The organism is Streptomyces sp. NPDC046977 (assembly GCF_040644455.1).
GTDB lineage: Bacteria > Actinomycetota > Actinomycetes > Streptomycetales > Streptomycetaceae > Actinacidiphila.
This window is the reverse complement of the sequence record NZ_JBEYWO010000010.1, coordinates 83,055-109,370: the sequence shown is the minus strand read 5'-3', so window position 1 is coordinate 109,370 and position 26,316 is coordinate 83,055. Positions and strand designations below refer to the sequence as shown.

28 protein-coding genes are annotated in these 26,316 nt (G+C 73.6%); 16 read left to right on the top strand and 12 right to left on the bottom strand.

Annotated elements, in window-relative coordinates:
- Positions 1-395: 395 nt before the first annotated feature.
- A complete protein-coding gene (locus ABZ883_RS17500) occupies positions 396-752 on the bottom strand; it encodes a hypothetical protein (RefSeq protein WP_360906711.1) in 357 nt (118 codons plus the stop codon).
- Positions 753-1,045: 293 nt separating this feature from the next.
- Here ABZ883_RS17500 and ABZ883_RS17495 point away from each other — a divergent pair, with 293 nt between their 5' ends.
- The 3 genes from ABZ883_RS17495 (at position 1,046) to ABZ883_RS17485 (ending at position 2,076) form a co-directional block, all read left to right on the top strand.
- Complete coding sequence (locus tag ABZ883_RS17495; RefSeq protein WP_360906709.1) at positions 1,046-1,354, top strand: hypothetical protein; 309 nt, start codon at positions 1,046-1,048, stop codon at positions 1,352-1,354.
- Between the two features lie 56 nt (positions 1,355-1,410).
- The gene (locus ABZ883_RS17490) at positions 1,411-1,608 is read left to right on the top strand and encodes a hypothetical protein (protein ID WP_360906707.1); all 198 of its coding nucleotides are present in this window, start codon (positions 1,411-1,413) and stop codon (positions 1,606-1,608) included.
- Positions 1,609-1,848: 240 nt separating this feature from the next.
- Positions 1,849-2,076: a hypothetical protein gene (locus ABZ883_RS17485; protein ID WP_360906706.1), complete on the top strand. Its 228-nt coding sequence runs from the start codon at positions 1,849-1,851 to the stop codon at positions 2,074-2,076.
- A gap of 24 nt (positions 2,077-2,100) precedes the next feature.
- Here ABZ883_RS17485 and ABZ883_RS17480 read toward each other — a convergent pair whose 3' ends face one another.
- The 3 genes from ABZ883_RS17480 to ABZ883_RS17470 form a co-directional block, all read right to left on the bottom strand.
- Positions 2,101-2,511: a hypothetical protein gene (locus tag ABZ883_RS17480; RefSeq protein ID WP_360906704.1), complete on the bottom strand. Its 411-nt coding sequence runs from the start codon at positions 2,509-2,511 to the stop codon at positions 2,101-2,103.
- 111 nt (positions 2,512-2,622) lie between these two features.
- Positions 2,623-3,858, bottom strand: coding sequence for a glycoside hydrolase family 88 protein (locus tag ABZ883_RS17475; RefSeq protein WP_360906702.1), 1,236 nt, complete (start codon positions 3,856-3,858; stop codon positions 2,623-2,625).
- A gap of 114 nt (positions 3,859-3,972) precedes the next feature.
- Positions 3,973-4,131, bottom strand: coding sequence for a hypothetical protein (locus ABZ883_RS17470; protein WP_360906700.1), 159 nt, complete (start codon positions 4,129-4,131; stop codon positions 3,973-3,975).
- A gap of 177 nt (positions 4,132-4,308) precedes the next feature.
- On the opposite strand from ABZ883_RS17470, the gene ABZ883_RS17465 reads away from it, so the two are divergent.
- Positions 4,309-5,223 carry an NmrA family NAD(P)-binding protein gene (locus ABZ883_RS17465; protein ID WP_360906698.1) on the top strand — a complete coding sequence of 305 codons (915 nt, stop codon included), beginning with the start codon at positions 4,309-4,311 and terminating at the stop codon, positions 5,221-5,223.
- A 43-nt stretch (positions 5,224-5,266) separates the two neighbouring features.
- Here ABZ883_RS17465 and ABZ883_RS17460 read toward each other — a convergent pair whose 3' ends face one another.
- The 3 genes from ABZ883_RS17460 to ABZ883_RS17450 form a co-directional block, all read right to left on the bottom strand.
- Entirely contained in the window at positions 5,267-5,911 is a 645-nt protein-coding gene (locus ABZ883_RS17460; protein WP_360906697.1) for a hypothetical protein, read from the bottom strand.
- The gene (locus tag ABZ883_RS17455) at positions 5,908-7,623 is read right to left on the bottom strand and encodes a PHP domain-containing protein (protein WP_360906695.1); all 1,716 of its coding nucleotides are present in this window, start codon (positions 7,621-7,623) and stop codon (positions 5,908-5,910) included. The genes ABZ883_RS17460 and ABZ883_RS17455 overlap by 4 nt, the downstream gene beginning before the upstream one ends.
- Positions 7,624-7,868: 245 nt before the next feature.
- Positions 7,869-8,525 carry a YoaK family protein gene (locus tag ABZ883_RS17450; RefSeq protein WP_360906693.1) on the bottom strand — a complete coding sequence of 219 codons (657 nt, stop codon included), beginning with the start codon at positions 8,523-8,525 and terminating at the stop codon, positions 7,869-7,871.
- 140 nt (positions 8,526-8,665) lie between these two features.
- On the opposite strand from ABZ883_RS17450, the gene ABZ883_RS17445 reads away from it, so the two are divergent.
- From ABZ883_RS17445 to ABZ883_RS17415, 7 genes are all read left to right on the top strand, one after another.
- Positions 8,666-9,697 carry a Dyp-type peroxidase gene (locus ABZ883_RS17445; RefSeq protein WP_360906691.1) on the top strand — a complete coding sequence of 344 codons (1,032 nt, stop codon included), beginning with the start codon at positions 8,666-8,668 and terminating at the stop codon, positions 9,695-9,697.
- The gene (locus ABZ883_RS17440; RefSeq protein ID WP_360906689.1) at positions 9,694-10,500 is read left to right on the top strand and encodes a family 1 encapsulin nanocompartment shell protein; all 807 of its coding nucleotides are present in this window, start codon (positions 9,694-9,696) and stop codon (positions 10,498-10,500) included. Before ABZ883_RS17445 ends, ABZ883_RS17440 begins: the two co-directional genes overlap by 4 nt.
- Positions 10,501-10,528: 28 nt before the next feature.
- A complete protein-coding gene (locus tag ABZ883_RS17435; protein WP_360906687.1) occupies positions 10,529-10,714 on the top strand; it encodes a hypothetical protein in 186 nt (61 codons plus the stop codon).
- Between the two features lie 61 nt (positions 10,715-10,775).
- A complete protein-coding gene (locus tag ABZ883_RS17430) occupies positions 10,776-11,234 on the top strand; it encodes an SRPBCC family protein (protein WP_360906685.1) in 459 nt (152 codons plus the stop codon).
- A 101-nt stretch (positions 11,235-11,335) separates the two neighbouring features.
- The gene (locus tag ABZ883_RS17425; RefSeq protein ID WP_360906683.1) at positions 11,336-12,229 is read left to right on the top strand and encodes a cupin domain-containing protein; all 894 of its coding nucleotides are present in this window, start codon (positions 11,336-11,338) and stop codon (positions 12,227-12,229) included.
- Complete coding sequence (locus ABZ883_RS17420; RefSeq protein WP_360906681.1) at positions 12,226-13,563, top strand: beta-ketoacyl-[acyl-carrier-protein] synthase family protein; 1,338 nt, start codon at positions 12,226-12,228, stop codon at positions 13,561-13,563. Before ABZ883_RS17425 ends, ABZ883_RS17420 begins: the two co-directional genes overlap by 4 nt.
- Positions 13,560-14,798 carry a beta-ketoacyl synthase N-terminal-like domain-containing protein gene (locus tag ABZ883_RS17415; protein WP_360906680.1) on the top strand — a complete coding sequence of 413 codons (1,239 nt, stop codon included), beginning with the start codon at positions 13,560-13,562 and terminating at the stop codon, positions 14,796-14,798. The genes ABZ883_RS17420 and ABZ883_RS17415 overlap by 4 nt, the downstream gene beginning before the upstream one ends.
- 849 nt (positions 14,799-15,647) lie before the next feature.
- Here the strand turns inward: ABZ883_RS17415 and ABZ883_RS17410 are convergent.
- Positions 15,648-15,980 carry a chaplin gene (locus ABZ883_RS17410; protein WP_360906678.1) on the bottom strand — a complete coding sequence of 111 codons (333 nt, stop codon included), beginning with the start codon at positions 15,978-15,980 and terminating at the stop codon, positions 15,648-15,650.
- A 172-nt stretch (positions 15,981-16,152) separates the two neighbouring features.
- Between ABZ883_RS17410 and ABZ883_RS17405 the strand changes: the two genes are divergently transcribed.
- Entirely contained in the window at positions 16,153-17,424 is a 1,272-nt protein-coding gene (locus tag ABZ883_RS17405) for a S8 family peptidase (RefSeq protein ID WP_360906676.1), read from the top strand.
- Positions 17,425-17,498: 74 nt separating this feature from the next.
- Here ABZ883_RS17405 and ABZ883_RS17400 read toward each other — a convergent pair whose 3' ends face one another.
- Entirely contained in the window at positions 17,499-17,867 is a 369-nt protein-coding gene (locus tag ABZ883_RS17400) for a chaplin (RefSeq protein WP_360906674.1), read from the bottom strand.
- Positions 17,868-18,161: 294 nt separating this feature from the next.
- Between ABZ883_RS17400 and ABZ883_RS17395 the strand changes: the two genes are divergently transcribed.
- Positions 18,162-18,938 carry an IclR family transcriptional regulator gene (locus tag ABZ883_RS17395; RefSeq protein WP_360906672.1) on the top strand — a complete coding sequence of 259 codons (777 nt, stop codon included), beginning with the start codon at positions 18,162-18,164 and terminating at the stop codon, positions 18,936-18,938.
- A complete protein-coding gene (locus ABZ883_RS17390) occupies positions 18,935-19,798 on the top strand; it encodes an SMP-30/gluconolactonase/LRE family protein (protein WP_360906670.1) in 864 nt (287 codons plus the stop codon). The genes ABZ883_RS17395 and ABZ883_RS17390 overlap by 4 nt, the downstream gene beginning before the upstream one ends.
- 474 nt (positions 19,799-20,272) lie before the next feature.
- On the opposite strand, the gene ABZ883_RS17385 is transcribed toward ABZ883_RS17390, so the two are convergent.
- Together ABZ883_RS17385 and ABZ883_RS17380 are read right to left on the bottom strand one after the other, a co-directional pair.
- Complete coding sequence (locus ABZ883_RS17385) at positions 20,273-20,647, bottom strand: hypothetical protein (RefSeq protein ID WP_360906668.1); 375 nt, start codon at positions 20,645-20,647, stop codon at positions 20,273-20,275.
- A 74-nt stretch (positions 20,648-20,721) separates the two neighbouring features.
- Positions 20,722-21,147 (bottom strand): MarR family transcriptional regulator, encoded by a 426-nt coding sequence (locus tag ABZ883_RS17380; protein ID WP_360906666.1) that lies wholly within the window; start codon positions 21,145-21,147, stop codon positions 20,722-20,724.
- An 86-nt stretch (positions 21,148-21,233) separates the two neighbouring features.
- On the opposite strand from ABZ883_RS17380, the gene ABZ883_RS17375 reads away from it, so the two are divergent.
- Positions 21,234-22,241, top strand: a complete 1,008-nt coding sequence (locus ABZ883_RS17375) for an NADP-dependent oxidoreductase (RefSeq protein WP_360906664.1) — start codon at positions 21,234-21,236, stop codon at positions 22,239-22,241.
- 129 nt (positions 22,242-22,370) lie between these two features.
- Here the strand turns inward: ABZ883_RS17375 and ABZ883_RS17370 are convergent, their stop codons facing one another.
- Positions 22,371-23,033 (bottom strand): TetR/AcrR family transcriptional regulator, encoded by a 663-nt coding sequence (locus tag ABZ883_RS17370; protein ID WP_360906662.1) that lies wholly within the window; start codon positions 23,031-23,033, stop codon positions 22,371-22,373.
- Between the two features lie 136 nt (positions 23,034-23,169).
- On the opposite strand from ABZ883_RS17370, the gene ABZ883_RS17365 reads away from it, so the two are divergent.
- The gene (locus ABZ883_RS17365; RefSeq protein WP_360906660.1) at positions 23,170-25,653 is read left to right on the top strand and encodes a glycoside hydrolase family 3 C-terminal domain-containing protein; all 2,484 of its coding nucleotides are present in this window, start codon (positions 23,170-23,172) and stop codon (positions 25,651-25,653) included.
- Positions 25,654-26,316 lie beyond the last annotated feature (663 nt).

Below are 26,316 nucleotides of genomic sequence, written 5' to 3'. Positions count from 1 at the left end.
CAGCCCTGAACACCACTGCACCCCCGCTGTCCTTCGGGACGGCGGGGGCGCTTTCGTGCGTCCAGAGCTACTGCTGCCTACCAGTTGATGTCGTTCGCCGGCCAGCCGATGTCACGCATGCGATCTCCCCTCGTCTGCGGATCTGGGACGGGGACACGCTATGAGGCACACGCCGGGGCGCCTAGATCGCATTCGGCCATCGCAGTGGGGCGCTTTCGTGGGTTCAGGTTTCGCTCGGCTCGGCGACGAAGGAATCTCTGGTGGAGCCGCCTCCCGGCACGGTCGGTGGAAGACGGCCTCGAACTCCGTCACGAACACCCTCTCCGTGGACGACCGTGCGGCGCCTGCCTCAGCCCCGTCTCCTTCAACTGCCGGGCCCGAACCGCGTGACGGATTCAGCAGTGCTCGTTCGTCATCACCGCACCGAATCGGAAGATCGGACCGGGCTCCATGGATGAAGTGCAGATCTTCCAGGTGGACGGGTCCTCGATCGTGCGGTGCCGCCCGCCGGCGTCGGTGATCCTCACGTCGGCGTCCGGCCCGAGCTGGTCGAGCGCTCCCTTGACGTTGGCTCCGATGAAGTCGGGGTTCGGCACAGTCCCCAGGCCGACCACCGTGGGGCTGTGCGTGGCCGCGGCCGCCCTCGGCGGGGCGCTCTTCGGGGCCGTGGTGGGCTGTGACGAGCCACTGCATGCGGTGAGAACCGCGAGCAGCGCCGGGGCGAGGACGAACGTAAAGGCTTGGGTGCGCATTTCTTCCTCAAGGGGGTGTGAGCGACGGCCGTCGTCCTCGGCAAGGACACAGATCGGGTTGCGGGCAAGCGGTCCACGCCCGCCGGCGTCCTGGGCCGTGATGACGCACGAGGATACGACGAAGGCCGGGTTGGAGCCCGCATACGGGCCCGTCGGCCCGCGGCACCGATCGCCTGCCGGTCCGGAGCGCGCATGGTCGCGCCCAACCGGGTCGAGGGAGGCTGGACGTAGGGCAGGGCCGGTGCCATGATCGCGCGGATGTCCCGGCGTGGTCCGGCTTCCAGGGGGGAACCGTGAAGCTCTGGCTAGGAATAGCTGTCGTTGTCCTGGCATCGCTCTTTGTCGCCTCCGGTGTTGCGGCGATCACCCGGGGCTGGGTGGTCCCGTGGAACCGGCGCCGTGTCAGCCGTCCGGGACTCCACGGCTGCGGCCAGCTGGTGCTGGCTTTCGGGCTCTACTGGCAGGCGCTGTTCGCGTGGGTGATCAGCGACCCCGGCGCTCGCGCCTGGGGCAGCTTGGCCGGCAGTGCGATCCTGCTGGCCGGTGTCATCGTGCTGTTGCCGGCTCAGTTCATGAGCGGCGATCGCGGGGCAGGACGGTGAACAGCCCTGCGGGAGAGCACCCTTGACCCCATAGGGCGGCGTTCTAGGGTGCCGTCATGAGAACCGTGCTGTGGGCGCTGGCCGCGCTCTTCTTCGGCGCTCTTGCCGTGTCCGCCGTGGTCGGCATCATCACCGGGTTCCGGAGCGGACTCGGTGGCGTTGCCGTCGATGCGGGGCACGTGATCGTCAGCGGCCTGGCCACGGGCTGGGCCGTCGGCAAGGCACGTGAGGGCCGTGCCGCCCGCAACAGGTGACGTTCGCCCGCCCGGCGGCGTCCCGCGTGCGGGGGGAGCGGGCCTCGGGCAGGCTCGGATGCGACGGGCTTCGCGCCTCCCCCTCAGCGGAGCCCGCGGCCCGAGTCGGCCCCCACCACAACGGCGTGGCGGGGGCCTGCTTCGTTCGGGCCAAGGGAATTGCCGGAAGGGTGACTTGGCGGGGACGAGCACGGCACCCTCGTGATCGGGCGCCGCGGCGGGCTGGCTAGGGTGCGCGGCATGAAATCCGTTCCCTGGACCCTTGCCGGCACCGTGCTCGGTGTCATGGCACTGTCGACCGTCGCGGGCATCGTCGTCACCCTGAGCCGAGGGGTGTCGGTCCAGACCCTCTGGGCGCTGCCCTTCTCCCTGGCCTGGCTGGTCGGGCTCGGCTTCGCGTCCCGGACCGCGTGGCGCAAGGCCCTGGGCCGCAACAACGAGCTGCCCGAAGGTCGTTCGGAGGGCTGAGCCACCGGCCGCCCGCCCGGGGGGTCAGGACACGCAGAGGGTCTTGCGCAGCGCCTCGTTGACGGCCTGGGCCTGTGCCTCGGTGATCCGGTGGTCGCCGGTGCCGAAGCGGGCCTGGGCCGCCGAGACCGCGTCCCCGCCGCCGCTGATGGTCGCGCACTGGTTGCGCGCGTTGGCGATCGCCTTGTCCGCGTCCTTGGTGAACGCCGGGTCGATCGCCGTCAGTGCGGCCAGCAGGGCGGTGCGCTGGGCGCCGGTGGGCTCGTCCGGCAGCAGGTCGGCGATGTCGGGCACGGGGGAGCCGGCGGCCGTGGGGGAGGACGTCGGGTGGCTGTCCGCCGGCGCGCCGCTGCTGTCGCCGCCGGAGGTGCACGCGGTGAGCGCGAGCAGGAGGGCGGCGCCGGTGAGGACGGCGGCTGTGAGGTGAGTACGCATGCCCGGCATTGTGACGGGGCCCGGGCGTGCGGGGGCCGAGTCGGCGCATCCGCGTGTCGCGGGCGGGGACGACCCCGCGGCACCGGGCGGCGCCGGGTGCCGCCCCCGCCGTCACACGGACGACAGGTCGATCGCTCGGTTGACGTCGGCGGGGCGCAGGACGCGGAGGATGCCCTCCAGGAGGTAGTAGTCGCCGTAGGGGACGGAGACCTCGACGCCGTCCTCGGCGGGGCGGTTGCGGGTGGCGCGGGCGAGGACGGCCTGCGCGCGGGTGGACCTGGTCGTGAGGCACGTGGTGGCCAGGGCGGTGAGGATGCGGAGCGCGGCCTCGCGGTAGGAGGGGCGGCCGGTGGCGGCGGAGAGGTCGAGCAGCCCGCAGGCCAGGACGGCGCCTGCGGAGGAGTCCTTGACGTCGTTCGGCTGCTGGGGCGCGAGGTAGTCCCAGACGGGGACGTTGTCGGGGGTGAGGGCGCCGAGAGCGTAGTCCGCCAGTTTCGTCGCCGTCGTGAGGAACTGCGCGTCGCCGGTGCGCCGGTGCATCGTGGTGAAGCCGTAGACGCCCCAGGCCTGGCCGCGGGACCAGCAGGAGGCGGGGCTGTAGCCCTGCACCGTGTTGGGGCCGATCGGGGCACCGGTGGCCGGGTCGAAGTCGTAGACGTGCGGTGTGGAGCCGTCCGGGCGGGGGAAGTGGCGCTGGGTCGTGCGCGCGTGGGCGGTGGCGGCGTCGAGGTAGCGGGAGTCCCCGGTCTGCTCGGTCGCGAAGGCGAGCAGGTCGAGGTTCATCATCGTGTCCATGATCACGCGGCCCGCGTTGGCCGGGTCGTTCAGCGCGCCCCAGGCGCGGATGAACCGGCCCGCGCTGTTGTACCGCTTGACGAGCGAGGACGCCGCCTGGACCGCCCCGTCGCGCCACTTGGCGTCGCCGGTGAGCCGCCAGGCGGTGACCCACGAAGGGGAGAAGAGGAAGCCCAGATCGTGCGTGCCGGTGTCGGTGCGGCGCGGGGCGAGCCGGTCGGCGGCGGCGAGGGCGAGGGAACGGAAGCGGGCGTCGCCGCTGTGCAGCCAGGCCATCCACAGCGTGCCGGGCCAGAAGCCGCCGACCCAGTCGCCGTTGTCGGAGTAGGTCCACTTCTCGAACTTCGTGATGACGGGGAACGACGTGACGCCGGGGGCGACCGCCCGCAGCTTGGTCACGGCGTAGTCCGCCGCCGTGCGCAGGATCTGCTCGGTCTCGGCCGGATCGGGGGACGGGAGCAAGGACGCGGCCCGCGCGGACGGTGCGGTGGCGGTGGTCGCGGCCGCGGCGCCGGCCGCGGTGGTCAGCAGGTGTCGCCGGGAGATGCTCATGGGTGCCCGCCGTTTCGAGTGGGGGGACGGATCACGAAGAGGCGAGGCAAGCGTGGCACGGCGTTCCCGCTGAAGTACATATACGTGGCGTGAGTTTGTGTATGTGAACCCGTGTCACTCCGTTCCCGGCGCACCGCCCGCGGCCTCGGCCGCGCCGTCCTCGCGGCCGGCGGCGTAGACGCGCTGGACGAACTCGGCGGCGGTCGCCTGGTCGAGGTCGTCGGTGAGGCGCATCAGTTCGGTGGTGAAACGGATGATCGGGTTCTGTGCCATGCGTACAGGAGACCGCGCCGAGGGGCCCGCTGCCAATCGATGATTCGCACTAATGTGCGGGTCCTGGTCTGTGGAACCCCGCCGGGCCGGGACACTCCCGTGATCGCCGTTGCCGGTCGGCGCGGGGTGCGACTGCGATCCTGTGGATGCCGCACAGCCACGGAGAAGGAGAAGGCGATGCCCGGAAAGCCGAGGATTCTCGTGACCGGTGCCGCGGGGAGCGTGGGAGGCGTCGGCCGCACCGCGGTCGAGGTCCTGCGGGACCGCGGGTTCCCCGTGCGCGCGTTCGTCCGCCGCGAGGACGACCGGGCCCAGGCGCTGCGGGCCATCGGCGCCGAGGTGTTCGTCGGGGACCTGACCAGCACCGCGGACGTGGCCGAGGCGGTGCGCGACTGCGCGCGGATGTACTTCGGGATGAGCGTGTCGGCGGAGTACCTCCAGGCCGCCCTGGTCGCGGCGGCCGTCGCCCGTGACTACGGCCGGCTGGACGTGCTGGTCAACATGTCGCAGATGACCATCTCCCAGATGGACCTCACCGGCGGTTCGGACTCCCGGCAGCACCGGCAGCAGTGGCTCGTGGAGCAGGTCATGGACTGGTCCGGGGTCCCCGTCACCGAGGTCCGGCCGACCGCCTTCATGGAGAACCCGATCTTCCTGGCGGCCGGTTTCGGCTCGATCACCCGGGACGGCACGATCCGTCTGCCCTTCGGCTCCGGCCGCACCTCGCCCATCATGGGGCGCGACGTCGGGGAGGCGGTCGCGGCGATCCTGGCGGACCCGGCGCCGCACATCGGGCAGGTGCGCGAGCTGACGGGGGCGGCCTCGCGCGACATGAACGCGATCGCGGCGGAGTTCTCCGAGGTGCTCGGACGGCCCGTCAGGTACGTCGACGTCCCCTACGAGGAGTGGGCCGCGAAGGACCTGGCGGCGCTGGGGCTGCCGGAGCACGTCCGGCAGCATCTGTCCGTCATGGCGCGCCTGCACGCGGACAACCGCTACGACCGGGCCACCGGCGACCTGGAGCAGCTCATCGGCCGGCCGGCGTCGGGCGTCCGGGAACTCGTCGCGGCGTACCCGGAGGTCTTCGCCTGACGTGCGGCCCGTCCCGGCCGGGGGCGGGACGGGCCGAACGCACTCAGTGGTCGGCGCAGCAGGGCGTCGGGTTGGGCACCTCGAAGGGGGCGAGGCGCCCGCCGACGGCGGGGACCAGCGGCAGCACGAGCCGGCCGGCCCGCCACTCCGGGCGGACATGGTCCCTGGTGAGGACCTCGATGCCGGGCGCGGGCCGTTCGTCCGCCGGGGAACCGAGGACCGTGAGCCCGGTGATGGGGGTGTGCGCGAGCACATCGGCCACCGTGATCACCCCGGTGAGGTGCTCCACACCGGGGAAGACCACGGCGCGGCCGCCGGTACGGGCGGCGGCCTCCTCCGCGGCCCGCGTGGCGGCGGCGGCCAGCGGGGCCGGGCCGTGGGTGCGGTCGCCCAGGCGCACGCCCCACGGCTTCGGTCCCGCGGTCCCCGGCCCGTCCACGCCCTCATCGGCGGTTGCGGCGTCCGGAGCGGTCAGCGCCCGCCAGGCCGCCTCGGCCGCCGCGGGCCCCTCCTCGTCCGGCAGGGTGAACGACACCGCCGTGTGCGGGGTGCCGGTCCGGATGAGGTGGGTGCAGGCGACCGTGCCCGCGGGAAGGCCGAGCCGGTCCACCAGATGGTGGATCAGGTGGTCGGCCTCCCGCAGGCCGGCGGTTCCGGCGTCGACGCCGAGGACCGTGCCGTTCGTCACGCGGGCAGCACCCAGATCGGGTTGGTGTAGAACCACAGGTCGCGCCACGGGTCGGCGTCGCCCACGACGTCGATCGCCGGGCCGTGCGGGTCCACCGCGGGACCGTTCAGGCCGACGGCGCTGCGGTTGCCGTCCGTACCGCGCAGGCGGACGTACAGCGGGCGGTCGACGCGGCCGAGCGAGTAGCGCAGACGCACCGAGCCCACGGACTGGTTCACCTCGAAGGACGTCACGACCTTGGCGGTGGGCGCGGCGAAGGTGTCCTTGTCGGAGGCGCGGCCGGTGACGTCGCCCTGGATGACGTCGACACGGGCGAGGGTCGGCACGAACTGCGCCCAGTTGGGGCCGTTCGCCAGGTCGATCTCGAGGATCAGGTCGACCTTGTCGCCGCGGCGGATCCGCAGCATGCCGCCGAGGGTCTGCTCGTCGCCGCCGGCCTTCAGGCGGGCGTTGAGGCCGCTGATCAGACCGCCGTGGTCCACCCACACGCGGCCGTCGCGGATGCCGTCCATCACCGCGCGGTAGGAGAAGCTGACGGCGCCGACGTGGGTGCGGCTGTACTGGCCGGGCCAGAAGTCGCCGTCGGTCAGGTTGAGCGCGCCGCCGTAGACCGGGTCGTTGTACTTGCCGTTGGCGTTGAAGTCGCTGCCCGGGCCGCGCACCGAGTTGTCCGCGTACACGTTGTGGGCGTCGGAGTTGGCGGTGATCCACCAGGGCTTGCCCTCGGCGAGCAGGCTGTCCCACAGACCGCCGACGGTGGCGGTCATCCAGTCGAAGCCGCCCCAGGTGCGGTAGCTCTCCAGGGGGTAGCCGGGCCAGGACTGGGCGCTCGGGTTGCTGTCGTAGAAACCGCGGCCCGCGCCGGGACCCTGCGGGGCGCGGAGGCCCGCGGCCTGGTGGCCGGGGGCGCCCTCCATGCCGACCGCGATGGACGGCTGGGCGTCGCGCCAGGCGCGGATCTCGTGCGGGGAGTCCAGGCCCTTGCGGGCCGGGTGGTTGGCCAGGAACAGCGCGTCGCGGACCCGGCGCTGGTCGACGGCGTCGGCGAGGAAGTTCAGGCCCGCGATGGCCAGCGCCTCGTTGGCCGGGGTGTTGTCCGTGGCGCCCTTGACCGCGCCGTCGAAGGAGTTCTCGAACTCCTTCAGCACCGCGACCTCGTTCGCGCCGGGGTGCACGAAGACGGTGCCGTGCTCGGCCGCCGGGATGTTCCACTCCAGGCCCTGGAAGACCAGGGTGTCCTCGATCTCGTCACGGGCGGCGACGATGTCGGGGTTGACCTTCTCCACACCGATCTTGGCGTGCTGCTCGCTGCCGTGGTCGGTGATGACCATCCAGTCCAGGCCGTTGCCGTTGGCGTGCCGGACGTGGTCGACGACGCGGTACTTCGCGTCGGAGCTGTACTGGGTGTGGATGTGGTGGTCACCGGCCAGCCACAGGAAGTCGCCGTTCCAGGTGCCGCTGCGGCCCGTCTTCTCGTCCGCGAAGGCGGGCGTCGCGCCCGTCGCCGCGCCGGCGAGCACGCTGCTCGCGGCCAGACCCGCGCCGAGCAGGCCGGTGCGCCGCAGCATCCCGCGACGGGACAGCTGGTTCGGCGTCAGTTCCTCGTCGGGGACGGACATGTCCAGCGCGGGCGGCAGCGACTGCGAGGCGTCGCCGTGCTCGTGGTGGTGTCCATGGCTGTGGTCGTGTCCGTGGTGGTGGCCGTGGCCCATGTTTCGCTCCTTGCTCTGAGCGCCGGTCCGCGCTGTTAGGAGACGTGCAGGAAGAGAGCCTGCGGAGGCTGGATGAATTCTTCGGACCCGCAAGGTGGAGGCGAGAGTTACGCCACATGTGATCCGGGTCGCCTGTTCCGGAACGTGTCAGTTCGCCGCACGCCGGGAACTGATGGGCCGTCGGTTGTATGAACAGCCCTTTGCCTGACGGGAGTTGGGTGTACGCGCTGGTCCGGGGCCCGGTGTCAGGCCTCGGCGACCGCCGCCGCCCCGGCGACCAGCAGCGCGCAGCCCGCGGCCGCCGCGATCGCGGCGGCCGCGCTCACATGGAGCACGATCAGGGCGCCGACCGCCGCCCCGGCGACCAGCGCGACGACGCTCAGCGCCTGCCGCACGGCCAGCGGCCGCGGATGCCTCGGGGCTCCGGCGTCACTGACCAGGGCGACCAGGGTGCGGGTCATCACGCTCGTCGTCAGTCCGCCGACCTTCAGCCGTCCGGCCATGGTGTTCTGCATGCCGAGCGCGACCGCGCAGATCGCGACCAGGGCGTCGTGCGGCACGCCCACCGCCGACAGCCCCGCCGCCGTGCCCAGCAGCGCGGCCTCGCAGCCCGCACCGGCCCGCACCAGCGCCGTCGGCGGCTGCAGCCGGCCCACCGTCGCCCGGCAGATCAGGATGCCGGCGACGAATCCGCCGAGGGCCACCACGGAGGTGACGAGGGAGAAGCCGGAGACGCCCGCCATACCGAGGCTGACGAAGACGAGGTTGCCGGTCATGTTGGCCACGAACACATGGCCCAGGCCGATGATGCTCACCGCGTCGATCAGCCCGCTCAGCACGGTGAGGGCGAGCAGCAGTGCGGGAAGCAGGCGTCCGGGCCCGGCGGCCGTTCCACCGCTCATGTCCGCCGCCTTTCGCCGATGCCGCGTGCTCTCCCGGTCAGGATGCACCGCGCAAGCGCGGGGAGCAGACTGGTGCGTGGCCGATCAGGGGTACGGGTCCGGAACGGGCCGGGCCGGGCCGGACCCGAAGGAGCGTGGTGATGGCGGAATCCTCCCCGGAGGCGCTGTCGCAGCCGGTGCTCAGCCCTCTCACGACCTCCGCCATCTTTCTGGTCGTCACCGTCGACGACGGGGGTGAGGACACCGTCCGCGATCTGCTGGAGGACCTGTCCGGCCTTCAGCGCTCGGTCGGCTTCGGCTCCCCGGGCGGCAGGCTCAGCGTCGTGGCGGGCATCGGTTCGCAGGTCTGGGACCGCCTCTTCGACGCGCCGCGGCCGGCCCGCCTGCACCCCTTCGAGGAGCTGACCGGGCCCCGCCACCACGCCCCCGCCACCCCCGGCGACCTGCTCTTCCACATCCGGGCCACCCGGCAGGACCTGTGCTTCGGGCTCGCCGCGCAGATCATGGAGCGGCTGCGCGGCTCCGTGACGGTCCGCGACGAGGTGCACGGCTTCACCTATCTCGACGTCCGCGACCTGCTGGGCTTCGTCGACGGCACCGAGAACCCCGTCGGCGCCGAGGCCGCCGCGGCCGTCCTGATCGGCGACGAGGACCCCGGCCACACCGGCGGCAGCTACGTGATCGTGCAGAAGTACCTGCACGACATGGACGCCTGGAACGCCCTCACGGTCGAGCAGCAGGAGCTGGTCATCGGCCGGAGCAAGATGGGCAACATCGAGATGGACGACGCCGTCAAGCCCGCCGACTCCCACGTCGCCCGCACCACGGTGGTCGACCCGGACGGCACCGAGCGGCAGATCCTCCGCGACAACATGCCCTTCGGGACCGTCGGGAGCGGCGAGTTCGGGACGTACTTCATCGGCTACGCGCGGACGCCGGAGGTCACCGAGACGATGCTGCGCAGGATGTTCCTCGGCGACGACGAGGCGTCCCACGACCGCATCCTGGACTTCTCCACCGCCGTCACCGGCACCCTGTTCTTCGCCCCGCCCGCCGCCTTCCTCGACGACCTGCCCGGCCCGCCCGCCCCGGCGGCGACCGCGGTGCCCGCGACCGTACCGGCCCCGCAGTCGCTGGGGATCGGAGACCTCAGGAAGACCGCCACGCCATGAACAACCTGCACCGAGAACTCGCCCCGATCTCCGACGCGGCCTGGGCGGACCTGGAGGACGAGGCGCGGCGCACCTTCGAGCGCCATGTCGCGGGCCGCCGGATCGTGGACGTCCCCGAGGCCGCGGGGCCCGAACTGGCCGCGGTGACGACCGGTCACCTGGCCGACGTGGCGGCGCCCTCCCCGGACGTCGTCGCGCACCTGCGCCGCTCGCAGCCGGTCGTCGAGCTGCGGGTGCCGTTCACGGTCGACCGCCGCCAGGTGGACGACGTGGAGCGCGGTGCCAAGGACGCCGACTGGCAGCCGGTCAAGGACGCCGCCCGGCGGCTGGCCTTCACCGAGGACCGGGCGATCTTCGAGGGCTGGGCGGCCGCCGGCATCGACGGCATCCGCGCGAGCGCGTCGAACCCGCCGCTCACCCTGCCGGCCGACGTGCGCGACTACCCCAACGCCGTCAGCCAGGCCGTCTCCGCGCTCCGCCTCGCCGGAGTCGGCGGCCCCTACACGCTCGCGCTCAGCGCGGAGGCGTACACCGCCGTCAACGAGACGTCCCACTACGGCTATCCCATCCAGACCCACCTGGCCCGCGTCCTGGACGGCGAGATCGTCTGGGCACCGGCGATCGACGGGGCCTTCCTGCTCTCGACGCGCGGCGGCGACTTCGAACTGCGCATCGGCTCGGACGTCGCCATCGGCTACCTGTCGCACGACGACACCAGCGTGCGGCTGTACTTCCAGGAGACGCTGGCCTTCCTGGTGCACACCGCCGAGGCGGCGGTCGCCCTCGCCCCGGCCGCCGCGTAGCCCGGCGGGTTCCGGGTATCGGACCGATATGACCGGAAAGCACAGGAAACCGTCGCTCTGGCCGCACCGCCACCCCGAACGCCGCGAGCCGCACACCCGCCACGCGGCCGCCCCGCCCGGCGCCGGTGTCATCGGCGAGGGCCCCGCCGGCCCGCCGCCGCTGGTCCCCGGCACCCATGTCGACGGAAGTCAGGCGCCGCACCACAGGGCCTGAACCGGTCCCCTTCTGGAAGGATCGCCGGTGCCGACGCGCCGCGCGTCCAAGGGGGTTGAACGTGCCGTCCACCGAACTGACGCATGTCTTCCGGATCGCCGCGCCGCCGCGCGAGGTCTACGCGCACCTGGCGGAACCGGAGCACTACATCGGCCTGTCGCCGCTGGTGGTCGCCGTCCGCGAGGTGCGCCGCGACGAGGACGGCACGGTGCGCTACACCGCCGTGGAGCGCTTCAGGTTCCTCGGCCTGCGCCACGACAACGCCATCGACGTCACGTTGAACGCCGACCCGGCCGGCCTGCCGGACGCCGCCTCGGTCGGCGGCGAGGTGCGCAGCCCCGGCCGGGTCCGCATGGGCTACCGCTTCGCCATCGCGGCCGACGGCTCCGGCAGCGTCGTCACCGACGTCCTGCGGCTGAGCACCCCGCCGGGCCTGCTGCGCTTCGCCGCCTCCCAGGCGGGCGCCGTGCAGGCGACACGGGCCGCGGTGCTCGCCGAACGCCTGGAGCGGCGCGCCTGACGTCCGTACGGGTGGACCGGGCCGGGAGCGCGTGACACGTTCCGTCACCGTGGGGACCGTTTGTGTGATCATTCGCCGTCCCTTCTGGAGGAACCCCCACGATGAGCGCGCACACGGAGAACGAGATCGTCATCGACGCGCCGTTGCAGTACGTCTGGCTGCGCACGAACGACGTCGCCGCCTGGCCCTCGCTCTTCAGCGAGTACGCGTCGGCCGAGGTCATCGCGCAGGAGGGCGACACCGTGCGCTTCCGGCTCACGATGCACCCGGACGAGAAGGGCCGCGTCTGGTCGTGGGTCTCGGAGCGCACCGCGGACCCGGTGACGCGCACCGTGCGGGCGCGGCGGGTGGAGACCGGCCCGTTCGAGTTCATGAACATCTTCTGGCACTACGAGGAACTGGGCCCGGAGAGCACGCGGTTGCGCTGGGTGCAGGACTTCCGCATGAAGGCGGACGCGCCCGTCGACGACGAGGGCATGCGGCAGCGCATCAACGGCAACTCCAAGGTGCAGATGCAGCTCATCAAGGAGCGCCTGGAGGCCCGCCGCATCCGCCCGGTCGGCACCCTGGACGTACCGGCCGACACGCGCCGCGGCGGCGACATCCGCACCCTGCTCGCGACGGGCTCCGTCGGCACGACGGACGGCTTCTGCGGCATGGTCACGGTCGGCCCCGGCGAGGCGGTGGCCGAGCACTACCACCCCTACTCGCAGGAGTACCTGGTCGTCGTGGAGGGCGAGTTGCGGGTCGACCTCGACGGCGTGCCGCGCAGCGTCGCCGCCAACGAGGCGCTGCTCATCCCGCGCGAGGTGCGGCACCGCGTGGTGAACGCCTCCGGCGCGGTCGGCCGCGCGGTGTTCTTCCTGAGCCCGCTGGCGCCCCGCCCCGACCTGGGCCACGTCAACACCGAGAGCCGTGAGGAGGCGGCCGCCGTGGCGCAGGCCGCCGTCACCGAGGGCCCGTCCGAGCCGGGCCGCGAACTGGTCGACCGGTGACGGGACGCCCGGCCGTGCGCCGCGTCGTGGTCACCGGCGTCGGCGCGGTCGCACCCGGCGGCGCCGGGCGGGAGGCCTTCTGGCAGCGGATCGTCGGGGGGCAGCCGGCGGTCCGCCGGATCAGCCGCTTCGACGCCTCCGGCTACCGCTCGCAGATCGCCGCCGAGGCCGACTTCGACCCGGTCGCGGCCGGGCTCACCCCGCAGGAGGTGCGCCGCAACGCCCGCTACGCGCAGTTCGCCCTGGTGGCCGCCGCGGAGGCGCTCGCCGACAGCGGCATCGCGCCGCAGGAGGAGGACACCGACCGGATCGGCGTCTGCCTCGGCACCGCCGCGGGCGCCACCGCGACGCTGGAGGAGGAGTACGCGGTCGCCAGCGACGGCGGCCGCGACTGGGAGGTGCACGCCGAGTACGGCGTCCCCTTCCTGCACCGGGCCATGCACCCCTCCTCCGCGGCGGCCGAACTGTCGCTGCGGTACGGGCTGCACGGCCCCTCCGTCGTGGTCTCCACCGGCTGCACCTCGGGCATCGACGCGATCGGCCACGCGTTCCAGACACTGCGCGACGGCGAGGCCGACGTGGTGCTCGCGGGCGCCGGCGACGCGCCCATCTCGCCCGTCACGGTGGCCTGTTTCGACGCGGTCCGCGCCACCACCGACTTCGACGGCGACCCCGGGCGGGCGGCGACCGCCTTCGACGCACGCCGCAGCGGGTTCGTCCTCGGCGAGGGCGGCGCCGTGCTCGTCCTGGAGGAGATGGAGCGCGCCGTCGCCCGCGGCGCCCGCGTCTACTGCGAGGTCCGCGGCTACGACAACCGGGCCAACGCCTACCACATGACCGGGCTGCGTCCCGACGGCTACGAGCTGAGCGAGGCCATCATCACCGCCATGTCCGAGGCCGGCATCTCCCCCGAGGAACTGGACTACATCAGCGCCCACGGCTCCGGCACCACGCAGAACGACCGCCATGAGACCGCCGCCTACAAGCGGGCCCTGGGCGAGCACGCGCGGAAGGTGGCGATCAGCTCCATCAAGTCGGTCATCGGCCACTCCCTCGGCGCGATCGGCGCACTGGAGACGGCCGCGTGCGCCCTGGCCATCAGCCGCGGCAAGATCCCGCCGACGGCCAACCTGGTCCACCCCGACCCGCTGTGCGACCTGGACTACACGCCCGTCTTCGCCCGCGAGCAGCGGGTGCGGCACGCGCTGTCGGTCGGCAGCGGCTTCGGCGGCTTCCAGTCGGCGATGGTCTTCTCCGCCCTGGACGCGGACGGGCGCGACGCGGGCGCGCGCGGGGTCGCGGAACGCGACGACCGGGACGAGGCGGCGGCATGACCACGCGCGCGGTGATCAGCGGCATCGGCGTGATCGCCCCCACCGGCGTCGGCACCGGCCCGTACTGGCGGGCCACCCTCGCCGGGCGCAACGGCCTGCGCCCGCTGGGCCGGCCGGACGCCGGCCGCTCCCCGGTCGCCGTGGCCGGCGAGATCACCGGCTTCGACGCGGGCGAGTGGATCGGCGACCGGCTGCGGGCGCAGACCGACCGGTGGACCTGGTTCGCCCTGGCCGCCGCCGAGATGGCGCTGACCGACGCCGCCCTCAAACCGGCCGACCACCCCCCGTTCCATCTGTCGGTGGTCACCGCGGGCGGCTCGGGCGGCAACGAGTACGGGCAGCGCGAACTCCACCACCTGCTGGCCGGGCGGTCCGGCCGGACGGCCGCCCGCGGACCGGCGGCGTCCTTCTACGCGGCCAGCACCGGGCAGATCTCCATCCGGCACGGATTCACCGGTGGCTGCGGGGTCGTCGCCTCCGACGGGGCGGGCGGCCTCGACGCGCTCAAGCAGGCATGGCGGCTGCTGCGCCGCGGCAGCAAGGCCGTGCTCGTCGGCGGGACCGAGGCGCCGCTGTCCCCGTACGCGCTGGCGTGCCAGGCGACCCTGCCGACCGTGCACCGGGGCACCGACCCCGAGCGCGCCTACCTGCCGTTCAGCCCCGACGCCTCCGGCTTTGTACCCGGCGAGGGCGGCGCGCTGATGGTGCTGGAGGAGAAGGCGTACGCGGCGGAACGCGGCCGGCTCGCCTACGCCGAACTGCTCGGGCACGCCGCCACGCACGACGCGTACCACCACACCCTGCCCGCCCCCGACGGCGCACAGCTCGCACGGGCGATGACCACCGCCCTGGAGCAGGCCGGCCGTGAACCGCAGGACGTGGACGTGGTCTTCGCCGACGGTGCGGCGGACCCGGACGGCGACGCCGCCGAGGCCGCCGCCCTGCGCCGGGTCTTCGGCGACCGGCTGGCCGCGCTCCCGGTGACCGTCCCGAAGGCGGCGGTCGGCCGCCTCGTGTCGGGCGCGGGCGCGCTCGACGCCGCCACCGCCGCGCTCTCCCTGCGCACGGGCCTGATCCCGCCCACCCGCGGCGCGGACGAGGCGACCTGCCGCGAGCGGTACGGGCTCCACCTGGTCACCCGCTGGCACCGCCCGGACCACCTGCGCACGGCACTGGTGGTGGCCCGCGGCACGGGCGGCTTCAACAGCGCGGTGGTGCTGGGGTCATTGGAATGAGGCCCGTGCGGGCCCGCCGCGCGGGGCGGGCCGCCTCGACGGCACGGTCGCGCTGGGGTTCGCCGGCGTGACACCTGGGGCGCAGCGCCCCGCACGACGACGGCTGCCGGGCCCCGCCTGGGGGGCACGGCGTACGCCCGACGGGTGCGGGGCCGGACCGGCCGCTTCTGGCACTGGTCGCGGTCCGCGGTACGGGCGGCTTCAACCGTGCGGTGGTGCCAGGGCATTGGCGAGGCCCGTGAGGACTGTCCGGGACGGCAGCGGCCCACGGGACCGCCGTGCGTTTTGCCGTGATGCCTGCCACCGACGGCCGGATCGGCTGCGTGGTGCGGACGGCGTCAACCGTGTTGTCGCGCCGAGGGCATGGGAGCGGGCCCGTGTGTGGCGGAAGCCGACGGGTGCGGGGCCGGCCTGACTGCCGCCCGCGCTGACGGTCGCTCGCGGCATGACCGGCTTGAACAGCGCGGTTGCGTCGCGGCGTTGGCGCCGGGCGCGCGGACTGTCCGGGGCGACGGGGGCCGTCCCACGAGGCCGGGTCGTCTGTGGGGAACGGGCGTCTCATCCGTGCCCCGGCGGACTTGCGGGACGGGCGGCCTCAACCGCACCGTGGAGCCCGGACGTTGAGGTGGGGCCCGCGCGGAGGGCCCAGGTACGACGACGGCCGCCCCACCGAAGTGGGGCGGCCGTAGCCGGGGATCGCCGGGTCGGGGCGGTGCACCTTCCCGCGGCCGTGGACGTCGTTGGCCAGGGCGGGGAGCGCGAGGGCCGCGGCGCTGCCGATGGCGGGGACGGACAGGGCCGCGCGGGAGAGTGCCCCGGACGGCGGGTGCCCCGACGAGGGGGCTGCCGTCAGGAGTTGATGCAGACGTTCCCGGCGGTCGGGTTGACCAGCGAGAGCAGGATGTTGACGCTGTTCCCGCAGACGTTGACCGGGATGCTCACCGGGACCTGGATCGCGTTGCCGCTGACCACGCCGGGGGAGCCGATCGCTGCGCCGTCCGCGTGCGCACCGCCGCGGCCGAAGCCGCCGTAGCCGCCGGCGAAGCCACCGCCGTGGCCGCCGCCGTAACCGCCACCGTGGCCGCCGCCGTAACCGCCGTCGGCAAGGGCACCGCCCGCGCTGCCGAGGACCGCGGCGCCCGCCGCGACGGTCAGGACGGCTGCCTTCGAAAAACGCTTCACGAGCTGTTCCTTTCATTGATCACTGCATGCCGACTGGTCAACGAAGCCCCCGCGCGTCGGATGCGGAGCGTCACCCGGATAGCCGTCCGGGCCGCGCGGGCGGAAATACCAGCTGATAACCAGGGGTTCCGGGGGGCCGTCAGATCGACCGAGCCGTCAAGGAGTCCCGCACATGCGCCTGTCCTTGCGGCGGACCGCGTCCGCCGCCCTCATAACCGTCCTGCCGGTCCTCGCCCTCGCCCTGCCCGCGGCGCCCGGCGCCGCCGAACCCCGGCCCGGCCCCCCGGGGGCGATACCCGGGCGGTACATCGTCACGCTGAAGCCGGGCGCCTCCCCCGACGCGGTGCTCGGCGGGCTCGGGGTCACGCCGCTCTTCACCTACCGGCACGCCCTGACCGGCTTCGCGGCGCAACTGACGCAGGCCCAGGCGGAGAAGGCGCGCACCGCGGCCGGGGTGGACGAGGTGGAGCAGGACGCGATGGTGAACGTGCCGCCCGGCGAGGACGCCCCCGCGGACAGCGACCTCGAACCGCCGTACTCCGGCGGCCCGGACGGCGAGCCCGTGGACCCGCCGGCGGAGACCGCGGCCCCCCTGCCGTCCGCCTCCGCGCTGCGCATGGGCGGCTTCACGCCCTGGGGGCTGACCCGCATCAACAACCGGGCGCTGGGCGGTACCGGGTTCTCCGTGAAGGCGACGGGGGCCAAGGTGACGGCGTACGTCGTCGACAGCGGCATCGAGTTCTCGCACCCGGACTTCGGGGGCCGCGCGGTGCCCGGGTACGACGCGATCGGCGACGGTCTGGACGGCGGGGACTGCAACGGCCACGGCACGCATGTGGCGGGCACGGTCGGCGGCAGTTACACGGGGGTCGCGCGCAAGGTGTCGCTGGTGTCGGTGCGGGTCTTCCCCTGCGTGGGGCGGACCGCGAACTCCGTGATCCTCGCGGGCATCGACTGGGTGGCCGGGCACGCGAAGCGCCCCGCCGTGGCCAATCTGTCGTTCGCCGGACGGTGGTCCCTGGCGGTGAACCGCGCGGTGGAGGCGCTGTCGAAGGCGGGCGTCTTCCCGGTGGTCGCGGCCGGGAACGACAACGTCAACGCCTGCTTCGTCTCCCCGGCCTCCTCGCCGGGAGCCTTCACCGTCGGCGCCATCGACCAGGAGGACCGCCGGGCCTGGTTCAGCGACTGGGGCACGTGCGTGGACATCCACGCGCCCGGTACGGGCATCCTGTCCGCGTACCTCAACGGCAGCTTCCGCGACATGGACGGCACCTCGATGGCCGCCCCGCATGTCACCGGGATCGCCGCGCTGTACAAGGACACGTACGGCGACGCGTCCTTCGCGGCGCTGTCGGCGTGGCTGGGCGAGCACGCGATCCGCAACGTCCCGCTGGACGGGGGGTTCGGCACGGCCCGGCTCGCCGCCTTCACCAACGGCCTGTGACACGGCGGCCGGAGCACACGACGAGGCCGCCGGAGGAATCCTCCGGCGGCCTCGGTCGAGACAGTAGGACTGCGTCAGCTGTTGATGCAGACGTTGCCGGCCGTCGGGTTCAGCAGGGCGATGACGCCGATGCCGTTGCCGCAGACGTTGATCGGGATGTTGATCGGCACCTGGACGACGTTGCCGCTCAGGATGCCGGGCGAGCCGATGGCGGCGCCCCGCGCGTGGGCACCGCCGCCGCGGCCGAAGCCGCCGAAGCCGTTGCCGTAGCCACCGCCGTGGCCGTAGCCACCGCCGTAGCCACCGCCGTGGCCGAAGTTACGGCCGCCGCCGAAACCGCCGCCGCGGTTGTCGTTGCCACCGGCGACAGCCGCCGTGCTGGCGCCGAAAACGGTGACCCCGGCGATGATGGTCGAGATGGCGACCTTGGTGAAGCGGTTCACTTTTATTCCCTTCGGATCGGTCCGACTCCAAACGTCGTGACCGAATCAACGCCTGCTGATGTCCGGAGATGCGAACCATCACCCATATAGTCCTGTCAGATAAGCACACTGGGTGATGGGTCGTCAGGTAAGCCAGTCGTTCGGACGTGCCCCCGGTGTCGCGTGTGCGTGATGCGCGGCCATTGCCCGGCCCGCCCCGGCGCGGATACGCTGCGTTCGCGATACCGATCGCTTTTCGGAATCTCGAACAGCCGAGGGCGGCCGGGAACGACCGCTCGGAGAGAGCGAGCAGAGATGGGACGTCTCGTACCCGCGGTGACCAGAGCGCTGGACATCATGGAACTCTTCCTCGAGGGGGACGGCACGATGTCCGCGCCGGAGATCACCCGCAGGCTGGGGCTCCCGCGCACCACCGTGCACGAGCTGGTGACGACGCTGGCCGCGCGCAACTACCTCGTCCCGCTGCCGGGGCAGGCCGGCCGCTACCGGCTCGGCGTGCGCACGTACCAGCTGGGCAGCCGCTACGCCGAGCAGCTGGACCTGGCCGCCGAGGGGCAGCAGGTCGCCCGGTCCGTCGCCGAGACCTGCGACGAGACGGTGCACGTGGCGGTGCTCGAGGGCACCGACGTCATCTACATCGCCAAGGTCGACAGCACCCACGCGGTGCGGATGGTCTCCGCGGCCGGCCGGCGGCTCCCCGCGCACTGCACCTCGGTCGGCAAGATGCTGCTCGCCGCGCTGCCCGCCGCCGCGATCGACGACCGCTTCCCCGACGACCGCCCGCTGACCGCGATGACCCCGCACAGCATCACCTCGCCGCGCGAACTCCGGCGCCAGCTGGACCTGGTGCGCGAGCGCGGCATCGCCGTCGAGCAGCGCGAGTCCAACCCCGACGTCTCCTGCGTGGCCGCCCCGGTGCGGGACGCCGCCGGGCACGTGGTGGCGGCGCTCAGCATCTCCGTGCCGATGGTCCGGTGGAGCGACGAGCGCCTGACGGAGCTGGAGGGGCTGGCGGTCAAGGGGGCCGCCGAACTCTCCGAACGCCTCGGCCACCGCGGCGGTGTGCGATGAGCGGGGTCGAACTCGCCCTCGCCGCACGGGCGTCGCTCGGTGAGGGCCCCACCTGGGACGCGGCCGGTGCCCGGCTGCTCTGGGTGGACATCCTCGCCTCCCGTGTGCACGGGTACGACCCGCTGGACGGCCGGACCTCGGTCCTGGGGACCGGGCAGCACGTCGGCGCCGCCAAGCCGCGCGCGGCCGGCGGCATCGTGGTCAACCTCCGTGACGGCGTGGCGGTGTACGACGCCGACGGCGCCTTCCGCTGGCTGCACCGCGAGTCCGTGCCCGGGCGGCGGGCCAACGACGCGGCGGTCGACGCGTCCGGCGCCCTGTGGGCCGGCACCATGCGCTACGACGAGGCACCCGGCGGAGGGACGCTGTCCCGGGTGGCCCCCGACGGCACGGTCGAAACGGTCCTGGACGACGTGGCCGTCAGCAACGGGACCGGCTGGAGCCCCGACGGCTCGCTCATGTACTACGTCGACAGCCCCACCCGCCGGATCGACGTCTTCGATGTGGACCGTGACACCGGACTGGTCCGCAAGCGGCGCCCGTTCGCGGTGGTCGAGGAGGGTGCCGGCTTCCCCGACGGGCTCACGGTGGACGCCGACGGCTGCGTGTGGGTGGTGCTGTGGGACGGGGCCGCGGTGCGCCGCTGGACCCCGCGCGGTGCCCTGGACCGGGTGGTCGAGGTGCCCGTGCGGCGGCCGACGGCCTGCGCCTTCGGCGGGCCGCACCTCACCGACCTCTACATCACCTCGGCGCGGACCGGGCTGGGGGAGCGGGAGCTGGCCGCCCGCCCGCTGGCCGGTTCGCTGCTGGTACTGCCCGGGGCCGGGCAGGGTATGCCCGAAGTGCCTTTTGCGGGCTGATTGGAGTGGAATTCAGGGCTGATCGGGTTCCTAAACCCGCATGTCCCGGCTTTCACAGAGGTTTCACCAGTTCGACGAACGGCTCATGTGTACGTCGTACCAGTGCCTCACATACGCTGCCCGGACGATGGACTACTGCGCAGCCTGCCGACGGCACATCAACGGCGCCCTGTCTTGCCCGGGGTGCGGAGCGCCCGCCCACCAGCTCGGTGAGAAGGGTTCCGACGGCGTGCCCGCGGCGCAGGCCGCGTCCGCCGACACGGAGGCGATGGAGACCGTCGCGCCCGGCCGGGCCGAGCGCCGCCGCGCGGCGGCCCGCGGGGGCGACGACCCGGCGGCGCCGCGCCGCTCCGGCCGGCGCAACCGCACCCGCAGCATTCGCACCCGGCGCAAGTCCCGCCTGTTGGTGGGCACGCTGATCGGTGCCGCGATCGTGCTGGTCGGCTGGAGCGTCGCCGAACTTCCGCTGGCCGGCTACGTGACCGGTGACCGGACCCAGTCCGCCGGTTCCGACGAGGTGCCCAGCCCGAGCGCCTCACCGGGTGCGACGTCCTCGGCGCACGCCTCCTCGACGGCGAGCGTCACCGGGAAGCCCGCGTCCGACGCCTCCTCGGCCTCGGCCTCGGCCTCGTCCAGTGCCTCGACGTCGTCGAGTCCTTCGGCGAGCGGCAAGGGCTCGCCGACCGCGACGGCGTCCGGTGCGGTGAGCCAGAAACCGACGACCTCCGGGCCGCCGACCGCCCCGGGCGGCAACGGCGGTGGTTCGGGCTCCTCCGGCCCGGCCTCGACCCCGGCCAGCGCGCCCCCGCCGCCCCCGTCCTCGACGCCGTCGCCCACCTGCACCCGCATCCTGTGGTGGTGCAGCTGACGGGTCGCCGCCCGTCGTCGCCGGCGGCCGGTCCCGGCCGGTCAGTCCCGGCCGGTCAGTCCCGGCCCACCATCCGCCTGAGCAGGTCGCGCAGTGTCGCCCGCTCGCCCGCCGAGAGCGCGGCCAGTGGTTCCCGCGCGAAGTCCAGTGAGCCGCGCAGCCGTCCCGCGGTGACCTCGCCCGCTTCGGTGGGGGCCGCGAGCTTGACCCGCCGGTCGGCCGGGTCCGCGCGCCGCTCCACCAGGCCCTGCGCCTCCAGGCGGTCCACGATGCCGGTCACGTTCGACGGCTCGCACTTCAGGCGTGCCGCTATGCCGCGCATGGGCAGCGGCTCGCGGGCGAGCAGCGTCAGCACGCGCGCCTGGGTGCCGGTCAGCCGGTGGGCCGCGGCGGCCTCCTCGTACTCCTCGTGATAGCGCGCCACGACGGTGGCGATGAGGTCGACGACCTCCACGGTCAGCGGGTCGGTGCGGCGTGGCATGGCTCCAGGCTACCTGTTGCTTGACATCATCAAACATTCAGGTACATGGTTGGTTAAGAACCTAAAGCTTTTGGAGGCGTTTCCCCATGCCGCAGAGCCGTGAATGGCACCTGGTCTCCCGCCCGCACGGGTGGCCGAAGCCGGAGGACTTCGCGCTGCGCGAGACCGAGGTCGGCGAGCCCGGCCCCGGGCAGGTCCTGGTCCGCAACCTGTACGTGTCCGTCGACCCGTACATGCGCGGCAGGATGAACGACACGAAGTCGTACGCGGAGCCGTACCGGCTGGACAAGCCGATGCAGGGCGGCGCGGTCGGCCGGGTCGTCGCCTCCAACGCCGAGGGCTTCGCCGTCGGCGACCACGTGCTGCACTTCCTCGGCTGGCGCGAGTACGCCCTCGTCGACGTCAAGACCGCGGTCAAGGTCGACCCCGGCCTCGCGCCGCTGAGCACCTATCTCGGCGTGCTCGGCATGACCGGCCTCACCGCCTACGCGGGCCTGCTGCGGGTCGCGGAGTTCAAGGAGGGCGACGTCGTCTTCGTGTCCGGCGCGGCCGGCGCGGTCGGCAGCCAGGTCGGCCAGATCGCCAGGCTCAAGGGCGCCTCACGCGTCGTCGGCAGCGCCGGCTCGGACGAGAAGGTCAAGCTGCTCACCGAGGAGTACGGCTTCGACGCCGCCTTCAACTACAAGAACGGCCCGGTGGCCGAGCAGTTGGCCGCCGCCGCCCCCGACGGCATCGACGTCTACTTCGACAACGTCGGCGGTGAGCACCTGGAGGCCGCCATCGGCGCCCTCAACCTGCGCGGCCGCGTGGCCGTCTGCGGCATGATCGCGCTCTACAACGCCACCGAGCCCGACCCCGGCCCGCGCAACCTGGCCCGCCTCATCCAGAACCGGCTGCGTATCGAGGGCTTCCTCGTCGGCGACCACTACGACCTCCAGCCGCAGTTCGTCCAGGAGGTCGGCGGCTGGATCCGCGAGGGCGGACTGCGCTACCGCGAGACCGTCATGGACGGCATCGAGAACAACCTGGAGGCCTTCCTCGGCGTCCTGCGCGGCGACAACACCGGCAAGATGCTGGTCCGCCTGCCCGAGTAGGCCGGTTCCCGGCCCGTGTCCAGGGGTGCGCTCCCTCGGGGGTGCGCCCCTGACGCCGTCGTGGCGGGCGGCAATGCCCCACCGTGGCCGCCCGGTCCCAGGTGCCTCCCCTGACCCCGAGGGGCGATGTCACGCATCGCCGCATGATCCGGGCGGAACCGCCCGCCGGGCGGTCCCCGGCGTCCCGTCCGCCGCGCGCGGCGCGGTCAGCAGCGCGACGAAGTCCCGGAAGACGGCGGGCATGTCCACCGCCCCGGGGTCGTGCAGCCACTGCGTCTGCAGGCCGTCCATCACGGCGACGAGCAGCGGCGCGGCCTGCTCGGGGGTCAGGCGGCCGGGCAGCACGTCCCCGTACTCGCCGCGCAGCGACTGCGCCGCCCACGCGCGCACCCGCGCGTACCGCTCCGTGAAGTACCCGCTCGCCGGATGGCCCTCGGTGACGCTGTCGCCGGCGAGCACGGTGAAGACCTGGACGACGCCCGGCCGGGTCGCGTTGTACTCGACGAGGCCGGCGATCATCTCCAGCGGCCAGGCGGTGCCGTGCAGCGCCGCCGAGGCCATGTCCCACTGGTCGCGCATGTCCAGCACCGCGATCAGCAGGGCCTCCTTGCTCGGGAAGTGGTGCAGCAGCCCCTGCTGCGTCAGGCCCGCCCGCTCGGCCACGGCCGCCAGCGAGGCCCCCCGGTAGCCGCGCTCGGCGATCACTTCGAGGGCGGCCTGGACGATCGCGGCCCTGCGGTCCGCGCCGCGGGCCGCGCGCCCCAGTCCCCGCCCGCGGTCGTCGCCTGTCACGACGGCGAGCCTAACCGGGCCGCGGCGCGCTCGGGTAACGAGCGGGTGACGACACCTACCGATCATCAGGTGGGAGGGCCAGGATGCCCCGTGGACAAGGCGACGACAACCCGTCCCCGACATGGGAGTTGACCGGATGACCGACACCGAGCGCGCGGCCGCCGTGGAGCAGGCCCTCGGCAAACTCGACCTCGACACCAAGGCACGTCTGCTGGCCGGGCAGAACATGTGGTCACTGCCCTCGGTCCCCGAGATCGGACTGGGCTCCCTCGTCATGTCCGACGGACCGGTCGGCGTACGGGGCGTGCGCTCCACCGCCGACGACCCGTCCGTCGCCCTGCCCAGCCCCACCGCGCTCGCCGCCTCCTGGGACCCCGGACTCGCCCGCCGCACCGGGCGGCTGCTCGCCCAGGAGGCCCGCCGCAAGGGCGTGCACGTCCTCCTCGCGCCGACCGTCAACCTGCACCGGTCGCCGCTCGGCGGGCGGCACTTCGAGGCGTACTCCGAGGACCCGTACCTGACCGGCGAGATCGGCACCGGCTACGTCGCCGGTGTCCAGGACGGCGGCGTCGGCACCACTGTCAAGCACTTCGTGGCCAACGACGCCGAGACCGAGCGCTTCACCGTGGACAACGCCGTCGGCGAACGCGCCCTGCGCGAGCTGTACCTCGCCCCCTTCGAGGCCATCGTCAAGAACGCCCGCCCCTGGGGCGTCATGGCCGCCTACAACGGGGTCAACGGCTCCACCATGACCGAGCACCACCGGCTCCAGAACGAAGTGCTGCGCGAGGAATGGGGCTTCGACGGCTTCGTCGTCTCCGACTGGCTCGCCGCCCGCGACACCGTCGCCGCCATCACCGGCGGTCTCGACGTGGCCATGCCCGGCCCGCACACCGTGTACGGCGAGGCCCTCGCCCAGGCGGTGCGGGACGGGCGGGTGGAGGAGTCCGTCGTCGACGCCGCCGTGCGCAACGTCCTGCTGCTCGCCGCCCGCGCCGGGCTCCTGGAGGGCGTGCCCGCCGCGGTGCCCGCGGACGCGCTGCCCGCCGCGGTCGACGGCGAGGCCCTGGCCCGCGAGATCGCGCGGCGCTCGTTCGTCCTGCTGCGCAACGAGCCGCGCGAGGGGCGGCCCGTGCTGCCGGTCGACCCCACCCGGGTGGACGGCCTCGCGCTCATCGGCGCCGCCGCGCGCGACGCCCGCGTCCTCGGCGGCGGTTCCGCGCACGTCTTCCCGGCCCACGTCGTCTCCCCGCTCGACGGGCTGCGCGCCGCGCTGCCCGCGGGCACCCGGCTGACGTACGCCGTCGGCGCCGACCCCAGCGACGAACCGGCCGCCGCCGGACAGGGGTTCGCGCTGCGCGCGCTGTGCCGCGACGCCGCGGGACAACTGCTGGGGGAGACCGCCCTGCCCAGCGGACAGGTGCAGTGGACGGGTGACGCCCTGCCCGACGGCGTCACCTACGACGCGCTCCACACCGTCGAGGTCACCGGCACCTTCACCCCGCGCGAGAGCGGTGCCCACCACTTCGGCACCCGCGGGACCGGCGGCTTCCGGCTGGTCGTCGCGGACACGGTCGTCTTCGACGGTGTGCAGGAGATGGGCCAGGAGTCCGACCCGTTCGAGGCGTTCTTCGGCGCGCCCCTGGACCGGGGGACCGTCGAACTGGAGGCGGGCGCGACCGTCCCGGTGTCCCTCGCCTACGACGTCTTCAAGATGGAGGGCATGCCGATCCAGGCCGTCGCGTTCTCCCTCGTCCACCGCGGACCGCGGCGCGACCCGGACGAGCTGATCGCGGAGGCGGTCGCGGCCGCCCGCGACGCCGAGATCGCGGTCGTGGTCGTCGCCACCACCGAACGGGTCGAGAGCGAGGGCTTCGACCGCGGCGACCTGCGGCTGCCGGGGCGCCAGGACGACCTCGTGCACGCGGTCGCCGCGGCCAACCCGCGCACCGTCGTCGTGGTCAACTCCGGCGCCCCCGTGGAGCTGCCGTGGCGCGAGGAGGTCGCGGCCGTGCTGCTCGGGTGGTTCCCCGGGCAGGAGGCGGGCGCCGCGCTGGCCGACGTACTGCTCGGCGCGGAGGAGCCCGGCGGGCGGCTCCCCACCACCTGGCCGGTGGCGCTCGCCGACGCCCCGGTCACCCGGGTCGAGCCGCGCGGCGGCGTCCTGGCATACGAGGAGGGCGTCTTCATCGGCTACCGCGCCTGGGACCGGTCGGACGTCGCCCCGGCGTACCCCTTCGGGCACGGACTCGGCTACACGGACTGGGAGTACGAGGGCGCCGGCCACGAGCCCGGCGGCGACCCCGACACCCTGGGCGTGGTGACCGTGCGGCTGCGCAACACCGGGGACCGGGCGGGCCGCGAGGTCGTCCAGGTCTACCTGGCGGTCCCCGAGGACGACACCACCGACCGGCCGCGCCGCGTCCTCGCCGGCTTCCTCTCCGTGGAACTGCCCGCGGGCGGCGCCACGGAGGTCCGCGTACCGCTGAGCCGGCGGGCCGCCCGCACCTGGGACGAGACGGCCGCCGCTTGGCGCACCCCCGCCGGCACCTACACTGCCGAGATCGGCCGCAGCCTGGCCGACCCCCGCCTCACCGTGCCGGTGGTGGTCTCCGGTTGACGTGTGCGCGCTCCCTCCCCGGGGGGCGGACCTTTGCGGAGGTCGGCACGGCTGCGGGCTCACCGTGCCGATGCACGTGGCCGGTTGACGAGGGAGGCCGTGTCGCTTCCCGGCCCAGGTTGACTGCGGCCCGCGTTGTCGGCCGGTCGGTCCACGGGGCAGGCGGCTTGCCGTGGTTGGCCAGGGGCAGGACGGCTGCGGCTCAACGTGGCGATGCGGGTGTCCGGTTGGTTGACGGGGTCGGCACTCTCCTGTCGCCCTCGGGCTCACTGTGCGGCAGTTGTGGTGGGGCCGGGCATTGTGTCGGCCCGTGGCCCGGCTGGGCACAGGTCGTCGTGCCGGGGTCGTCGCCACCTGCCGGGATCGGCTGTGGTTGTGCTGACCATGGGTTCGGCGTGCGGCAGTTGGGGTGGCCGGGTTCGGTGGTGCGGCAGGTGTATCGGGCGGGGGAGTGTCGCGGCCGGTCCTGGCCATGACGGCTGCGGGCTCGTCGTGCGGGCGGTCGTCCCCGCGGTCCGGACGGCGAGGCAGGGTCCTGCCGAGGCTCGTCGTGCCGGTGGCCGTGGTCGGTTGACGGCCCGGGTGCGGGGAGTGCCGTGATCGGTCGCGGGTCGGCGGGGTCCGGGCATGTGGGGTGTGTCCCCGGGGAGGCCGTCGCCGCCT

What these genes read in the sequence shown, in the direction of transcription:
- ABZ883_RS17500 (WP_360906711.1), bottom strand. Translation starts at nt 752, where the DNA reads ATGCGCACCCAAGCCTTTACGTTCGTCCTCGCCCCGGCGCTGCTCGCG.
- ABZ883_RS17490 (WP_360906707.1), top strand. Translation starts at nt 1,411, where the DNA reads ATGAGAACCGTGCTGTGGGCGCTGGCCGCGCTCTTCTTCGGCGCTCTT.
- ABZ883_RS17485 (WP_360906706.1), top strand. Translation starts at nt 1,849, where the DNA reads ATGAAATCCGTTCCCTGGACCCTTGCCGGCACCGTGCTCGGTGTCATG.
- ABZ883_RS17480 (WP_360906704.1), bottom strand. Translation starts at nt 2,511, where the DNA reads ATGCGTACTCACCTCACAGCCGCCGTCCTCACCGGCGCCGCCCTCCTG.
- ABZ883_RS17475 (WP_360906702.1), bottom strand. Translation starts at nt 3,858, where the DNA reads ATGAGCATCTCCCGGCGACACCTGCTGACCACCGCGGCCGGCGCCGCG.
- ABZ883_RS17470 (WP_360906700.1), bottom strand. Translation starts at nt 4,131, where the DNA reads ATGGCACAGAACCCGATCATCCGTTTCACCACCGAACTGATGCGCCTC.
- ABZ883_RS17465 (WP_360906698.1), top strand. Translation starts at nt 4,309, where the DNA reads ATGCCCGGAAAGCCGAGGATTCTCGTGACCGGTGCCGCGGGGAGCGTG.
- ABZ883_RS17455 (WP_360906695.1), bottom strand. Translation starts at nt 7,623, where the DNA reads ATGGGCCACGGCCACCACCACGGACACGACCACAGCCATGGACACCAC.
- ABZ883_RS17450 (WP_360906693.1), bottom strand. Translation starts at nt 8,525, where the DNA reads ATGAGCGGTGGAACGGCCGCCGGGCCCGGACGCCTGCTTCCCGCACTG.
- ABZ883_RS17445 (WP_360906691.1), top strand. Translation starts at nt 8,666, where the DNA reads ATGGCGGAATCCTCCCCGGAGGCGCTGTCGCAGCCGGTGCTCAGCCCT.
- ABZ883_RS17440 (WP_360906689.1), top strand. Translation starts at nt 9,694, where the DNA reads ATGAACAACCTGCACCGAGAACTCGCCCCGATCTCCGACGCGGCCTGG.
- ABZ883_RS17435 (WP_360906687.1), top strand. Translation starts at nt 10,529, where the DNA reads ATGACCGGAAAGCACAGGAAACCGTCGCTCTGGCCGCACCGCCACCCC.
- ABZ883_RS17425 (WP_360906683.1), top strand. Translation starts at nt 11,336, where the DNA reads ATGAGCGCGCACACGGAGAACGAGATCGTCATCGACGCGCCGTTGCAG.
- ABZ883_RS17415 (WP_360906680.1), top strand. Translation starts at nt 13,560, where the DNA reads ATGACCACGCGCGCGGTGATCAGCGGCATCGGCGTGATCGCCCCCACC.
- ABZ883_RS17405 (WP_360906676.1), top strand. Translation starts at nt 16,153, where the DNA reads ATGCGCCTGTCCTTGCGGCGGACCGCGTCCGCCGCCCTCATAACCGTC.
- ABZ883_RS17395 (WP_360906672.1), top strand. Translation starts at nt 18,162, where the DNA reads ATGGGACGTCTCGTACCCGCGGTGACCAGAGCGCTGGACATCATGGAA.
- ABZ883_RS17390 (WP_360906670.1), top strand. Translation starts at nt 18,935, where the DNA reads ATGAGCGGGGTCGAACTCGCCCTCGCCGCACGGGCGTCGCTCGGTGAG.
- ABZ883_RS17385 (WP_360906668.1), bottom strand. Translation starts at nt 20,647, where the DNA reads ATGCGGGTGCAGGTGGGCGACGGCGTCGAGGACGGGGGCGGCGGGGGC.
- ABZ883_RS17380 (WP_360906666.1), bottom strand. Translation starts at nt 21,147, where the DNA reads ATGCCACGCCGCACCGACCCGCTGACCGTGGAGGTCGTCGACCTCATC.
- ABZ883_RS17375 (WP_360906664.1), top strand. Translation starts at nt 21,234, where the DNA reads ATGCCGCAGAGCCGTGAATGGCACCTGGTCTCCCGCCCGCACGGGTGG.
- ABZ883_RS17365 (WP_360906660.1), top strand. Translation starts at nt 23,170, where the DNA reads ATGACCGACACCGAGCGCGCGGCCGCCGTGGAGCAGGCCCTCGGCAAA.